Source organism: Streptomyces sp. NBC_01298 (assembly GCF_035978755.1).
In the GTDB taxonomy this organism is placed as follows: Bacteria; Actinomycetota; Actinomycetes; order Streptomycetales; family Streptomycetaceae; genus Streptomyces.
Genome location: NZ_CP108414.1, coordinates 1,051,840 through 1,066,311, shown reverse-complemented (window position 1 = coordinate 1,066,311; position 14,472 = coordinate 1,051,840). Strand labels below are relative to the sequence as shown.

Here is a 14,472-nt window from a genome sequence, read left to right as displayed (position 1 = left end):
CTGACAGCACCTCGCATAGAGACAAGCCCCGAAAACATGTACCGGAGAAGGCCACCTCGGGGCTGTCACTTATGGCCCGCCCCGCTGCTACTTCACGTACGTGACCTTCAGCTGCGGTGGGTACTGCTGGCCGACACCGTGAGCGCGTCCGTAGTACGTGCTGTCCGTGTTGTTCGGGTCCAGAGCTATGCCTCGCCACTTCGTCTCGTCGAAGATTGCGGTGATGTCGATCCACCGTCCTTCGTTGCGGCGAAACGACACGTTCATCGACTGGCCGTCGCTGCTGAAGCTCCCTGGCCGGGAGCCGTGGCTGTGTGCCTTGATGACTGCCGTGCCGCCGGCCGCGTAGTACCAGTGCTCGAAGTACACGTACAGCTGGACCTTCTCGATCTTGGCGCCGCTCAGGTCGGAGCTCAGAGAGGCCGGGAAGCCGACGAGCGAGGCGGTCAGACCGTTGGTGCTCGAGTAGTAGCCCTGGAGCATCTGGCTGCCGTGGTAGCTGCTGTACCCGCCCCGGTTGGTGTAAGTACCCGACCATGCCGCGCTGTATGTCTTCTCGTACCGCTGGGTCGCGGGCTTCGTCGGCTCCGTTCCGCCACCGGCACCACCGCGGTTGAGTTCGCCGGTGTTCGCGATGGCCCGGCCGACGTCCTCGACGTACATCGTCGCCGGGAACCCGCCGCCCCCGAAGAGGGCGACGGTCCCGCCCACTGCTCCCCACCGCCACATGAAGGTGCTGAGGAGACGGTGAACACCGGCACCCAGGGCGGCACCGGGGGTGATCAGCTCAAGGCGTAGCCGCTGCCATCCGCCACCTGCCGGGACCACGTTGCTCTGGAGTTGTTTGGAGGTGACGGTCGGGGCCGCCGCCCCGCCATCGCGGAGGAGCAGCAACAGTTCGCCTCCGCCAGCGGAAGGATCCGCGTAGGCGTCGACGACGATGCGGTACATCCGGTCCGCTTGGAGGCGGACGGGCAGCTCGATGTAGCCGGTCTCCGTATCCATGGCAGCCTGCACCCCGGCGGTCGTTGTGTGCACGGCGATGATGCCGCGCGCCAAGTCGGAGAGCTGCGTCTCCAGCTTCTCGCCGTTGACGGAGAGCACACCGGCAACGGACAAGTCGTTGAACGCACCGTGCCCGTCCTGGTTGATCGTGGCCACGGGGACACCGTCGTTGGCGATCGTCAGGTACTGAGGCCTCCCAGTGACCAGCGAGATCGATTCCTCACCGTCCTGGTCGTACAGCCGCAGCCCTTCGGGGCTGATCTCGGCACGGGCACCGGAGCTCGTGGACGACAGCACCAGCCGGATCACCACGTTGTCGAACGTGACCGTGCCAGCCGTCGCATCGTTGACCGCGACCCGCATGCGGCCCGTGACGGTCTGAGGCGGGGCAACCAAGTTGGCGTTGCCGGACATGAACAGCCAGCCTTTGCCCGCCGCACCGCTGGCGCTGCCCACCGTGCTGTAGCCCAGCGTCGCGCCGGCCGCATCCTCCCAGCGGACGTACACCACTGCGTTCCTGCCCACCCAGTCCGCGCTGATCTGGTAGTCGGCGGCCGCCCAGATCCGCATGCCGGGCGTCGCGGAGAACAGCCCGAGCGTGAGCGTGCGGTCCGTAGCCGTGGCCGCCGTGCAGTCGGCACGCATCGCCTTCGGGGTGTCGCGGCCCGGGGTGACGATGCTCCACCCGCCGCTCACCGCAGCCCGCTTCAACGAGACGTCGCTCTCGAAGCTGCCGTCGGCCACCATGTTGCCGTCGACCCCGAGTGCGATCTTGTCGGCGGTGATCGTGCCCGCCTTGATGTGGATGGCCTCAACGGCGCCCGCTGCAATCGCCGACGCCGTCACCGAGTTCACGGCCAGCTTCTCCGCCGTAATGGCCAGCACGGCCACCTTGTCCGCAGTGATGGAGGAGGCGGCGATCTTCTCCGCCGTCACCGTCAACGCCGCGAGCTTGTCCGTGGTGATCGAACCCGCGAACACCTTCGGGGAGGTGATCGCCCCGTCCGCGATCTGCACCCCGGCCACGATCGGCCGGACGCAGGCGTTGTCCCACCACAGCGTTCCCGCCGTGCTGGCACCGGACTCGACCCGCGCACGGGCACGGACCGCCCCGTCCGGCGCCGTGACGGTCGCTGACACCCGGGCCCACTGCCCGCGCACCGGGCTTGCCGTGCGGGCCTTGCTGTAGCTGAGGATCTTCCCGTCCGCAGCCTCCCACCGCATGTGGAAGCTGACCTCCGCGCCCGCCCAGTCCTCGGAGGCGAAGTAGTCGCTGGCCAGGTAGAGCTGATCTCCCGGAGTGGCCGGGAGCAGAGTGAGGTCCACCGCGCGGTACACCGCCGTCGCGGACACTGCGTCGATACGCAACGACGAGGGCGAGCCGTTCCCGCGGGTCTTGTCCTGGGCCGCATAGGGGATGGCCGCCGTCAGAGCCACCGTCGGGGCGCCCTCGAAGGAGGGATCCGCCAAGATGTTCGCGGTACCGACCACGGTCAGCTTGTCCGTGGTGACCGCGCCAGCGACGACGTGCCCGGCAGACACCGATGCGGCCTGGAGCTCCCGGCCGCTGATCGTGTCCGCCGCGACCTTGCCCGCCGTCACAGAATCCGTCGCGAGAGCGCCCGTCGTCACCGACCCCGAGACGAGGTTGCTGCTGTCGACGATGCCCGTCTTGAGGATCTCGACCGTAACCGCGTCCACCTGCATGATCCCGGTGGCGCCGTTCGCACCCGTTGACGTGGACTCGTAGTTGAGGAGGAGGTACGGCACCACGAAACGCACCTGGTCATGGAGCTTGCCCGGGACGCGCGGGTCAGGGCATGCACCCGGCGTTCCGGACACCCCCGCCGGCGCACGGCCCCGCAGGTAGCCCGTGAACACCTGCCAGCCAGAGTCGGCTGGCAGCGGCGACCGGGACGCCGCGCAGTAGAAGTGCGCGCCCGTCGTGTTCTCTCCAGTTCGGTTCACCATCGTGGTGCCGTCCGCAGCGAACCCCATCACGCCCACGTACACGCTGTCCCGGCCGGTCAAGGACGGGCTGGTTGTGCGCACCCGGGCCGAAATCCGGTAGAGGGTATCGGGGTCGTAGGGGATCGGGGTGGCTCCGCGGACCACGGCGTATCCGGTGGCCTGGCCCACGGTATGTCCGGTCGGCGCGTCCGCGATCCCCCTCAGGTGCTCCCATTTGGCCCCGGCCCCTACCGTCACCGGAACCCAGGCTGCAGGGTCACCGAGCGCGTCCACGTAATGCTGCGTTACGCCGTCCGCCAAGGTGCCGCCGAGCGAGTTCAGGGTGACGGCGCCCGAGCCGATCTTGTCGGCGATCACCGACGCCTTAGCGAGCTTCGCCGCCAGCACAGCACCGTCCGCGAGCGCGGCCGTCTTCACGGCACCGACCGCGATCTTCGTGTCGGTCACGGCCTTCTCGGCGAGCTTGACCTCCGACACGATCCCGTCGAGGAGGTCCTTCCCCACGGCCTGGCGTGCCGCCGCGATCAGCGCAGCGGAGACCGGGCCGGGAATGCCGGCGGTCGTGAGCGCCACGAGCCGGACATGGCGGGGGACGTAGTCGCTGACCGCGACCGTCACCGTCGCCCCTGACGCGCCTTCGATCGTCGCCGCCGGGTTCCGGACGTCGACCTGCTCGTCGGCCGAGAGCAGGAGGTGCACCTGCACCCGGCCCAAGTTCAGCGGCGGGGCCGTCGCATCGGTGAACCCGCCATCCCAGCCGATCCGCAGGCCACCCAGCACGGGCACGACCTGCGGGACGGTGGGAGTCGGCGGAGGAGGACCGTTGAACGTTGCGACGCCGGTCGTACCGTCGAACTGCACGCCGACCGTCCCCGTCAGGACACCTTCCTCGTCGTACACCTTGATCGCGCCCGCCTCCACCGAGGAGTACGCCAGGCTCGACGTGCGGGCCTGCCCGGCGAGCCTGCGCTCAACATCCGCGAGCCGGGCCGCGATCTGCGCCAGATGGTTCGCCACATCAGCCCCCGTAGACGAATCGGTCAGCGCGGGCCAGCGACAGCGTGACCCGCTCTCCGTCGTCCCCCTGAGGAGGCCGGATCCGCCAGCCGGTGATCCGGCACCAGCCGACCCAGTTCACCCACTGGTCGTGGATCCGGACCCGGACGTCGTCGCCGACCTGCCACGACCCGACGGGCGCCGACGGATGGTCGATGACCTGGATCTCGTGGACCTCGCCGAGAGCCTGCCTGGCGATGCGCTCCCGGCGTGCCCGAGCAGCGAGACGGTCGTTGCCCTTCTCCGCAGGTATCTCGAGGATGCGTTCCATGCGCAGGCGCCCGTTACGCACGGCGTCGATGGCCCGACGCCGCCCCCGGCCCTCGCCGGCACCGAGCGCGATGATGACCTGCGCGTACTCGTCCCCGTCGTACGTCACCGGCGCGACCGCAGAGATGTTCGCCCCGGTCGCGAACATGATGTCGGTACGCCGGGTGCCCAGGCGCGGCCACCCAAGACGGATCTGCCCGGCCGGACGGCTCTCCGAGTAGACGGTGTCCTCCGTCCACTCCGGGCCGCCCTCGATCTTCGTCATGTCCTCCACGACATCGCCCAGCACAGGGGCCTCCCACCAATCGACCCTGTACGGCTCCGCGGGCGTGCCCACCTTCGTGCGGCTCGTCGACGGGTCAACCAGCACGTTGAGATCGCCGTCCGGCTGGCTCTGCGCGTAGGCCCACACATCGCGGATGACCTGGCAGGCATCCGCGTGGACGTAGGGGCCGCGCCCGTCGAGCTGCCCGTGCACGTCATGCCGGCGGTGAAGGTACGAGCCCCAGCCGCCCGCCTCGATGGGGAACTTGTCGCCCTCCGGCTCGGCCCTCCAGATCAGCCCGCCCCACAGGACGGTGTCGTCGCGCTCCACCGTCAGCACGGTGTTCGCGGGGCTGATGGTGGAGCCCACCAGGTTCTGGAACGGAACGGGGACCTCGCCCGACAGGTCACCGGGCTCCGACAGGCCGGGCCCGAACTCGACACCGGACAGCGGAAGATCATGGACGAGCACAGCGCCGCTCAGGGCATCGTGGACTCGGTAGCGGTAGGTGGGCATGGTCAGATGCCTTCCTCGAACTCCAGGTCAGCGATGACCGTGGTGACGACGTCGGCCTGTAGGGAGCCTGCGTTGTCCTTCGTGAGGAAGACCAGGCCCTGGAGCCGCTGGGTGGTGCCCCGCATGTCGTTGGGGATGTCGATGGTGTCCGCCGCGATGGCGTTGATGCGGACGGATCCGTCCCCGCGGGTACTGCCGTCGTCGATCATGATCGACTGGCCCTGGATACCGCCGAGCCGGAACGCGGTGGAGCCCCAGATGCTCCCCATGACCTGGAGGCCGGAGATCGTCATGACGATGCGGGCACGCCGGGCCCACGTGGGGACGCGTATGTCGAAGCGAGAGGCCGGCGGCCAGTCGGCCCAGGTGCCCGAGTTCCCCTGCCAGTTCTGATCCGCGCCCGGCGAAGCGGTGTGCAGCTGACGCTCCCGCCTCGGGTTCGCGATGGTCCGCACATCCTTGATCATCGAGTCGGTGACGACCTTGGCGTTCGCCGGGAGGTCGATCCTGGCGAGCGCGACGGCCGTCATCCCGGCGGGCGGCTTCACCGTGTTCGCCGCCACGTTGGAGATCACGTGGAAGTACCCGATGTCGTCCTTCTCCGGGTTCCGCACACCCTCGTACTCGGGGTCCTCGACGCGCAGCACGAGCAGGTCCGAGCGGCCCGAGACCCCGGTCGGCGCGATCGGCACGCTCTGGAAGCCCACGTTGTACTGCGTGTAGCTGCCCTGCCCCCACGCCATGGCGCCACGGATGACTGCCGAGCCGTCGCCGACGCGGACACCGATACCCGGCGTCGCGAGCTGGGTGACTCGCAGGTCGTCCGTCTCCGTGATGCCCTGAGCGCCGTGGCTCAGGTCCCTCACCATCATGCGGAAGGCACGGGCCGCGTGAGTGCCGCCGTGGACGAGGAGAGGAGGGTTGATCAGCGTCATGAGCAGGGAGTCCTTCATGAGGGGGGTTACAGGGATTTGAAGGCGGCCCGCCAGGTCACCGACAGGCGGGAGGCCGAGGAGTAGCCCCGGGCGGTCCACCACAGCTCGGTGGAGCCCACCGGGATCTGGAAGCGGTCCAGCCGGGAGTCCGTCGACATGCCCACGGCGACGTTCTCCGTGCCGTTGCGCAGCGCCCACCGCGTCCCGGGCCGGGTCTCGATGTCGATGTACTCGCCGGTGGTCAGCGACACGGACAACTGAAGAAGCTGGCTCGTCTTCGGTATGTAGATGCGGGGGTCGATGCACGGGCCGGTGATCCGCAGGGTCGGCCACGCCGGGAGGGTGCCGTCGTTACGGACCCAGCCGCGCCGCTCGTCCGGAAGGGAGATACCCGTGTTCAGCGGAGCAACCAGCGGCGCCTTCAGCCCGCCGAGGTCCTGCCGGGACAGCGACAACCTCAGCGCGGAAGTCGTATCCGCGTAGAAACGGGGGTCGACGGCCACGAACTCGATATCCAGGGGGATCCAGCCGACCGCTGCGTTCTCCCACGACGGATCCACCCGCCGCAGCCGGCCGAACAGGACGCGGGTCTCACGGCCAGGCCACTTGATCCGCAGCGGCATCACCGCACCTGGGGCCGTACGGGCGTTGGCGGCATCCGCGAGCTCTTGCAGGTCGGAGAGGATCTCCACGCCGGCCGCCGGGTCCCCGGGCGTCTTGATGCCGCAGTCGATGCGGATCGTCCGGGCCTCGTACCAGTCGGTGCCCGCCCACGCCCCGTCCGCGCCGGGCCGGGGCACGACATCACCGCGCACCGGGGCCCGGCCCAGTCCCTCGATCTCCGCCATGGGCACGCGCGTTCCGTACCCGATGACGACGCCGCCCAGTTCCGCCTGGAAGTCCTTCAGCACGGCGGTCATCGCAGCCCCCCACGCTGTGCCCGCCGCAGCTGGTAGGCCATGGACGCAGCGATGTCGTTCGCGGAGGCCGGGCTGTTCGCCACGTGGATGGTCTGCGTGCCGATCGCGGGTGACTGCTGCACCACGACGATCTGCGGGCGGCCGCTCCCGGCATCCACGAGCTTGCGCGGTACCAGCCCGTAGCCGAACTTCCCTGCGGTCGCTCCGAGTACGGCTGTGGCTCTGCCCCGCTTTGCCGCAGCATGCGGGATGTACGACTCGCCACCGGTCTCGGGCTCCGCGAACTTGATCAGCCCCCTGGATGCCCCGGCGCCGCCGTAGACACCCGGCTCCCAGATACCGCCGTTCGCGTAGGCCAGACCACGGTTCGCCTTCACCAGGTCCGAGAGGAACCGCTCACCTCGAGCCCCCGTGCTCCGCAGCTGGGTCGACGCCAGGTTCGCGACCTCGATGAGCCGGTCCTCACCGAGCCCGGTCACGTCCGCGACATCGTGAATGCCACGGCCGGCGCCGAGCGCACCGATCAGCTTCACCAGGTCGGTCAGCTGCTCCCCGTCCAGTGACTTGCCCGCCGCCTTCGCCGCCGCGTTCGCCTTCTCCGCTTTGCCGTGGTCGCGTACCGCCTCCTGCGCGAGGGCCTCCGCGCTCGCGTCGTTCTGCTGCGCCAACCGTTCCGCGAGCGCACCGAAGCCGTTCGACGCCAGCTGGGCTAGGGCGCTCTGGAAGGACGCGTTGTCCTTCACCGCGTTCTTGAGCTGCGCCGTGTAGTCGGCCAGGCTCCCGCGGGCCGTCGCCGACAGCTGCTTGAGCTGCTCAGCCATGTCCTGCACGTAGGCGGTCGAGCCGGTGGCCATCTTCCGGGTCAGCTCAACGCCATCGGCCCCCATGTCCTCCAACGCGTTGGCCACATCCGTGCCGGCCCGCTGGGCAACGGTGGTCAGGTTGGAGCGCCACGACTGCGCCGTTGACACCGAGCTGCGCAGGTTCTTCTCGAACATGCCGAGGTCGAAGACTTCCTTGTCGCCTTTCTTCTTCTGCGACTTGGACACGACATCGCTGATGGAGAACCCGCCGCCCCCGCCGAGCGGCTGGTAGGACCAGTCGGACAGACCGCCGGACGCGTTGTAGGTGACCTCACCGCCGAACCGGCGCGCCACCTGGTCGAGGATTGCCTTCGAGCGGGCCCGCTTGCCGGACGCGAACGGGATGTACGCCTCGCCCTGGGTTTCGTCCTCCGCCCACACCCGCCACTCGCCGCCGCGAGCTATCTGCGCGACGTGGTTCTCCCGGACGCCGCCGGAGGCGTACGTGAGGATGCCGCCGCTCGCGAACTGATAGCCGTCCGCGTACGGGCCCGGCTGCCGAGAGGTCCTCCAGATGTCGTTGTGGACGGTGGTGACGGTCACGGTGCGCCCGTAGATTCCGTTGATGGCGCCCTGAATGGTCGCGGCCCCGCTCGTCGCCGACCCTGTCGGCACGGTCACCGACACGTTCTTGCTGCCCGGTACCGCCTCGATGGAGAAGTCGAGGTTCAGCAGCTCCTGGCGTGCGACGTCGGTCGGCGCGCTCACGATGACGGACTTGCCGCCGGGGACACCCGCGATGGCCGTCTTGAGGTTCTCCAGGCTCGCGATCGTCTCCGCCGTCGACGACGACACCGCGACGTGCTTCGCCCCGGGTGTCTGGCTGATCTTGGAGATGAGCGCGTCCAGGTCGGTGCGCGCCAGGTCGGTTGGGGCGGTCACCTGAACCCGCCGGTCCTTCAGGTCGGTGATCGAGAAGCCAAGCCGCTTCAGGTCCTCGCGGGCCTCGTTCGAGAGGGTCGCGATGGTCACCGTTTTGTTGTCGGGTGTCGCCTTCAGAGCCTGCTGCACGGCGATGAGCTCCGCCATCGACGCATCCATGCCGGCGGTCTGGAGGAGGATCGACACCTGCTCGGGCACCAGGCCCGCCGCGTCGGCCAGCTTTCCCGCCTGCTCGGCGGACAGCCCGAAGCCCTTGGCCGTCGAGATCGCGGAGTCACGCGCGGACTGCATCTGCTTCTGCGCCGCCTGGAGGGCTTCCGGGACGCTCTTCCCATTGGCCTCCGCGAACTGGTACGCCGCCAGGGCCGCGTCCGCCGAGTTCGTCGACAGCCCTTGCAGGACATCGAACAGCCTCTGCCCGTTGCGGGTGACCGTGGACAGCGAACCGTCCATGTTCAGCAGGACCTTGCCGTACCCCTCGGCGTGGTCGACGCCGCCCTTCAGTGCATCGGACGCATCCAGGACGCTGCGGTTCAGCCGGGCTTCGGCCGCCGACAGGTTCACCGACCCGCCGGCCAGGATGTTCAGCGCATCGTGCAGGGCACGGGCCCGGGTGTCGGCGTCGGCGGTGCTGTCCGAGAGGCGCCGCATCGCGTCGGAGAACTTCCCGAACGGGCCCACGCTGTCGGCAGCGGACTTGGCGCCCGAGCCGGTCGCGTCCGCGAGGTTCTTGGCGTCCTTCACGGCCTGAGACATCTCGCCCTTGACCGACCCCAAGGCCTCGGCGGCCTTCGCGTAGGCGACACCCTGCTGCGTGTAGGTGTACGAGCCGCCACCAGAGGTGACGATCAGCTCGCGGTTGGCGTCGGCGGTGCTCTGCAAGCTCTTCTGGAGGGCGTTGAGGCCGCCGTCCTGCCCGAGGTAGGCGTTGGTGAGCTGCCGGGCATTGACCCCGGCCTTCTCCATCACGTCGACCAAGCGGGCCTTGCCGTCGAAGACCTTCGCGTCCATGACGGCCTGCGCGGCAGCCCCGCGGACGCTGTCGGTGATCGCACCATTGGACTCCCGCAGCGCCTGGGACAGGCCGCTGATCCGCTGCTGGTGATCGGCGGCAGCCTGCGCGGCCTTCTGCTGGGAGGAGGCCAGCATGGACAGCCCGATACCGGCCGCGGCGATGGCGACACCCCACGGGCCGCCGAGCGCACCCATCAGCCCGCGGGCAGCGCCACCCAGCCCGACCCCGATCGACCTGGCCAGACCGGACGCCGGACCCTCGGCGGCCCGAAACGCGGCGCTCATCTGCCCGACGATCGGGATGCGGGTCTGCAGCACGGCGAGAGCCGAACCGATACGGCCCACGGACTGGCCCTGTGCGGCGGCGAGCGTGGACTGCACGCGCATCTGCTCGCCCCACGACCGGTACGCGCCGACCACCGGCCCCGACACCGTTCCGGCGAGCCGGGTCATCGTCGGAGCGACCCGGCTCGCCATCAACATCGCGATGATCGCGGTCTGTACCGGGCCCGGCAGTGCGGAGAACCCCCGCAGCAGCCAGGCCACCACCTCACCGATCGGCTTGAGGGCACCGGACACGTACGAGGCCGCGCTGCTCGTCAGGTTCAGGGCGGTGACGATGATGTCCAGGGCGCTCGCCCCGGCCCCGCTCTCGCTCGCCACTTGGGACAGCGCGTCCGCGACCGGTTCGAGGCCCTGGCCCAGGTTCCTGAAGATGTCGAGAGCGGCCCGGCCGGCATTGACCACCACGTTGATCGCCGAAGCGAGCGCATCGAACGCCAGGTTCTTCACCGGGGCACCGAGGCTGCCGAGGACATTACGGACCTCGGCCAGCCCGCTCGCAGCCGCCTTCGACGCGGACGGCCTCGCCAGGGTGTAGAGGTCGTGGAGGTAGTCCAGGGCACTGGCGACGGCCGGAGTGCCCGAGCCGAGAACCTTCGTCGTCAGCCGGGTCAGCTTCTCCAGCGCGGGCGCGGCCGCCGTGTAGAGGACCTGGCCGCTGTTCTTCGCCTGGCTCTTCAACTGGTTGAGGGCACCGGCGAGACCCTTGGTCTGGGAGGCGGCGATCTCACCGGCCGCACCGGTACGGCCGATCGCCGTCCGCATCTGGTCGAAGCTCTCGACACCCTGATGAGCGAGGGCCATCGCACCGGCGAGGGCGGGCTTACCGACGACCTTCGACAAGGCCGCGGTGAAGTCCTTCTGGCTCAGGCTGTGCTGGGCCTTCTCGAACCCTTCGACGACGGTACGCAGGCCCTTGAAGTTGCCCTGCGTGTCCCACGCCTCGATGCCAAGCTCGGCGAGGCCTTCCTTCATCCGCTTCGTCGGAGCGGCCAAGTTCGTGAAGATCCCTCGCAGGGACGTGCCTGCCTTCGAGCCGAGGATGCCGGAGCGGGCCAGCATCGCCACGGACGCCGCCGTGTCCTCCAGTGAAATCCCCAACTGGGCGGCGACCGGGCCCGTGTACGACATCGCGTAGTAGATGTCCTGGAGCCCACCGGAGGCCGCGTTCGCGCCGGCCGCAAGCACGTCAGCGGCTCGGCCCGCATTGTTCGAGCTGAGACCGAATTGGTCCATGACGTCACCGAGATACCGGGCGGCGTCGGCAGCGGACAGGTTGTCGGCTGCGGCGAGCTGCATCGCCGCCCGAGCGTTCGCGATGGACGACGTGGATGTCTGGCCCGCCTTCGCGAGCTCCAGCATCGCGTCCGCCGCCTTCGAGGCCGATGTGCCGGGGATCTTGAGGTCGGAGCCGAGCTCACGGGCCTTGGCCGCGGCCATGACCATCTCCTGGCCGGAGGCGTTCGTGACCGCGCCCCACTTCTGGATGGCGCGCTGGTACTCGTTGCCCTCCCGGGCGATCTCCGCGAGACCGGCGACGATGCCGCCACCGGCCACCAGGCTCCGCAGGTGGTGCGCTTCCTGGCGGGCCCCGATGAGCCCGCGCCGCAGCTGGCGCATCGACGCGTCACCATCCGAACCGGCCTGCCGAAGAGCACGCCGCGCACCATCGGCGTCGGTGGAGATCCCGCGCAGCCCGGCGGAACCGGAGCCGACACGGCCAAGGGTGCGGTGGAGGGAATCGACATCACGGCCGAGGGACCGCAGCGCGCCGGAGGCGCCACGGATGCTGGACACCAGTTGCGCCGCGTCGGCGCGCATCTGCACGCTGAGCGTGTAGCTCGACACCTGACCGGTGCCCTTACTCCCCGCGCGCCTACCTTGTGCGCCCCACCGCCCCCAAGCGGTGCGTGCGGGCCGCTAACGGCCCGCACTCCAACTCAGTCCACCGTAGTGCTCCCGGCCGCACGGTCCCCGGCCTGTGCCTCGGCAGCAGCGCGGGGGATCAGCCCGATCCGTACGCCGTACCCGTCAGGGCCGTCCGGTACCTGCTGCTGCTCCGTGGCGATCAGCTCACAGCCCACGCACCGGACCGTCGTGCTCACGTACGCGTGCCGGTCACCGCCCGCCTCCTCGTTCCACTCGGCGCCCCGCGTGCCGCACTGCTCGCACACGCTGCGCCGGTACGCCTCGTAGGCGAGCGCCTTCGCCCGGTCGCTCTCCGACCAGCGGCCGTCTCCGGCGCCGAGGAAGAAGGAGTGCGAGATCCGGTACCGGTCGCACACCTCCAGCTCGGCCCGGAGCTGACCGTCAGCGATCAGCCTTTTCCCAGCTCCGTGACCGTCGACCGGTTGATCTGCTGCGCCTGCCAGGCCGCTGCGAACAGGGCGTTGGACTCCGCGATCGGCCAGCTGTCCAGGAGGTCCTGGGCGTCCTCCACGGTCAGCCCCTCCACCACCTGACCGTCCTCGTCCCGCTCAATGTGCGCGGCGGCTACCAGCGCCGGCGGGAAGCTCTCGGGGTTCCAGGCGTCACCGGTCTCCGCCTGGTCCTCCGTCGGAGGGTTCTGCCGGATCAGTCCGTCGAGGACCGGACGCGGCAGCGCCCTGAACACGAGCCGATCCGACACCGCGTCGTACGCGGCCTGCGCCGCGACCAGCTCGCCCTGCGCCGCCTCAAGTTCGGTCTGCTCACCTTCCGTCTCCGCATCAGCCATACGCAGACGGGCCAGGTTCAGCTTCGCCTGGTCGAGGCGCTTCTGAGCGGCCGCGTCGTCGCACAGCTGGAGTACCTGCTCCGGGAGCTGCCGGGCGCGGAGACGGGCGAGCTTGCTGGCCCAGTGGGCGTCACGGGCAACAGCAGGCTCGGGCGGGGTGGACGTGGTGGGGCCGGACATCAGAGGTGTCTCCAAGGGTGAAAGAGGGGTGGGGCCCGACCGGGCCTGCGTCGAGCGCACGCCAACAACGGATGGGGCGCAGGAACGCGGCAGGCCCGGCCGGGAGGTCACGTGGCTGCAGGCAGCGTCTTCGGGCCGGCGGGCGGCACCACGGCGTCCTGGAGCGGCTTCTCCGTGATCGAGAACGCGACCGTGAACTTGGCGGCCTCGTTGTCGACGGAGTACTGCGGCGACCGGGAGCCGATCCGCACCGGGAAGACGTCCATGGACCGGCTACCGGGGACGTCGCCCTTGCGGAGGATCACCACCCAGCCGGTGGAGTCCTTCGTCAGGAGCTGCTCGACCTCGTCGGCGACCTTGTCCTCGTAGAAGCCGAGGGACGAGTCGTCCGCCTGATCAGTGCCGGGGATCTTCGACTCGAACGTCGAACCCAGGTCCGGGGTCTCGATCGCCTGGTTCGACAGCGACCAGCCGTCGATCGCCGCGATGGCGTTCGTCAGGTCGGTACCGGCGGTCAGCTCCGCCCGAGTAGGAAGGTGGCCAGTGTCTTTGACGGCCTTAAGCCACAGGATGCGCGTGATGCCGCGCCGCGAGTATTTCTGGATCTGCAAGGGTCTGCTGTCCGATTCCGGGACGGCAGCCGCACGTCAGGGAGGCCCCCGTCCCTCGACGATGTCGGGGAACCGGCCCACCCGTTGATCGGGTTAGGCGTCCGCGCGGGGCCTCCGCGGTGAGGGAGTGACCTACCGGTGGCGACCGGCTGGCTCTACCTGATCAGCCTACCGCCGTCCAAACGACGGTCAGATCACCTTCAACTCGTCCGCTGAGAGGCTAAAATCACCACGTGACCGATCACGGCCCGCACATGGATGAGATGGCGCCCCCCAGGGCCGCCAAGGGCTGTGCTTCTCCCCTCCGAGAGCTGGATCCGGAATGGAGGGATCCCCAACTCCTGACCATGGGCAGGGTGGCGCACGGGATTTCCACCCAACAGGTCGTCGTGGTCGCGGGTGCCCCTGGTGCAGGTAAGCGCGCTACCGCTCTGCGGCTCCTGGCTGCAACAGAGGTCATCGGAAATGGTGTTGCATCGGAGCTAGCGGACCGCCGCGTCCGAGACCTTCGCAAGGAGGGCTGGACCGTTGCCGGCCCGCACCGCCCGGCGGACACCACACCGCCGACCCCCCTCGCGCTGGACAGCCAGTTCCCACCGAGCAGCCAGGCACTGCGTGATCCGGTACAGCCGCACCTATTTGACGCGCCCCAAGGACAGCTGGTGCGCACCCTGCAACGCATGTCGAACGCCGAACTCGCCCAGCTCGGCCGCAAGCTCGCCCGCCTGAGGCGACAGATCCAACGAGCCCTGGACCGACTGCTGGGTATCGGCAGCTACGAGTTCGTCTCCCACGTACCGCCCCACGACACATCGCCATGCGGCCTGCTCAGAATGGCTTCACCTGAGATCCCACGCGGACCTCAGCTCGGACTCCACCTCGATGCCCCAGTACATTCCTGGGCGCTCGCTGCCTGATCTCCAGAA

The 14,472-nt window shown here is 69.3% G+C and carries 9 protein-coding genes; 1 reads left to right on the top strand and 8 read right to left on the bottom strand.

Features of this window, described 5'->3' with window-relative positions; genetic code table 11:
* Window positions 1–87: 87 nt before the first annotated feature.
* From OG730_RS04855 to OG730_RS04820, 8 genes are all read right to left on the bottom strand, one after another.
* On the bottom strand, window positions 88–3,993 hold the full coding sequence (locus OG730_RS04855) for a hypothetical protein (RefSeq protein ID WP_327302996.1): 3,906 nt from the start codon (window positions 3,991–3,993) through the stop codon (window positions 88–90).
* Window position 3,994: 1 nt separating this feature from the next.
* Window positions 3,995–5,083 carry a hypothetical protein gene (locus OG730_RS04850; protein ID WP_327302995.1) on the bottom strand — a complete coding sequence of 363 codons (1,089 nt, stop codon included), beginning with the start codon at window positions 5,081–5,083 and terminating at the stop codon, window positions 3,995–3,997.
* 2 nt (window positions 5,084–5,085) lie between these two features.
* Window positions 5,086–6,018 carry a hypothetical protein gene (locus OG730_RS04845; RefSeq protein ID WP_327302994.1) on the bottom strand — a complete coding sequence of 311 codons (933 nt, stop codon included), beginning with the start codon at window positions 6,016–6,018 and terminating at the stop codon, window positions 5,086–5,088.
* A 26-nt stretch (window positions 6,019–6,044) separates the two neighbouring features.
* On the bottom strand, window positions 6,045–6,938 hold the full coding sequence (locus OG730_RS04840; protein WP_327302993.1) for a phage tail family protein: 894 nt from the start codon (window positions 6,936–6,938) through the stop codon (window positions 6,045–6,047).
* A complete protein-coding gene (locus OG730_RS04835; protein ID WP_327302992.1) occupies window positions 6,935–11,887 on the bottom strand; it encodes a phage tail tape measure protein in 4,953 nt (1,650 codons plus the stop codon). The genes OG730_RS04840 and OG730_RS04835 overlap by 4 nt, the downstream gene beginning before the upstream one ends.
* 92 nt (window positions 11,888–11,979) lie before the next feature.
* The gene (locus OG730_RS04830) at window positions 11,980–12,324 is read right to left on the bottom strand and encodes a hypothetical protein (RefSeq protein WP_327302991.1); all 345 of its coding nucleotides are present in this window, start codon (window positions 12,322–12,324) and stop codon (window positions 11,980–11,982) included.
* Between the two features lie 32 nt (window positions 12,325–12,356).
* Window positions 12,357–12,935 carry an efflux RND transporter periplasmic adaptor subunit gene (locus OG730_RS04825; RefSeq protein WP_327302990.1) on the bottom strand — a complete coding sequence of 193 codons (579 nt, stop codon included), beginning with the start codon at window positions 12,933–12,935 and terminating at the stop codon, window positions 12,357–12,359.
* 107 nt (window positions 12,936–13,042) lie between these two features.
* Window positions 13,043–13,546, bottom strand: a complete 504-nt coding sequence (locus tag OG730_RS04820) for a phage tail tube protein (RefSeq protein ID WP_327302989.1) — start codon at window positions 13,544–13,546, stop codon at window positions 13,043–13,045.
* 233 nt (window positions 13,547–13,779) lie between these two features.
* Between OG730_RS04820 and OG730_RS04815 the strand changes: the two genes are divergently transcribed.
* The gene (locus tag OG730_RS04815) at window positions 13,780–14,463 is read left to right on the top strand and encodes a hypothetical protein (protein WP_327302988.1); all 684 of its coding nucleotides are present in this window, start codon (window positions 13,780–13,782) and stop codon (window positions 14,461–14,463) included.
* Window positions 14,464–14,472 lie beyond the last annotated feature (9 nt).

Bases quoted from the DNA above. Each gene is read 5' to 3' on its own strand.
- OG730_RS04850 (WP_327302995.1), bottom strand. From the start codon at position 5,083: ATGCCCACCTACCGCTACCGAGTCCACGATGCCCTGAGCGGCGCTGTG.
- OG730_RS04845 (WP_327302994.1), bottom strand. From the start codon at position 6,018: ATGACGCTGATCAACCCTCCTCTCCTCGTCCACGGCGGCACTCACGCG.
- OG730_RS04840 (WP_327302993.1), bottom strand. From the start codon at position 6,938: ATGACCGCCGTGCTGAAGGACTTCCAGGCGGAACTGGGCGGCGTCGTC.
- OG730_RS04825 (WP_327302990.1), bottom strand. From the start codon at position 12,935: ATGTCCGGCCCCACCACGTCCACCCCGCCCGAGCCTGCTGTTGCCCGT.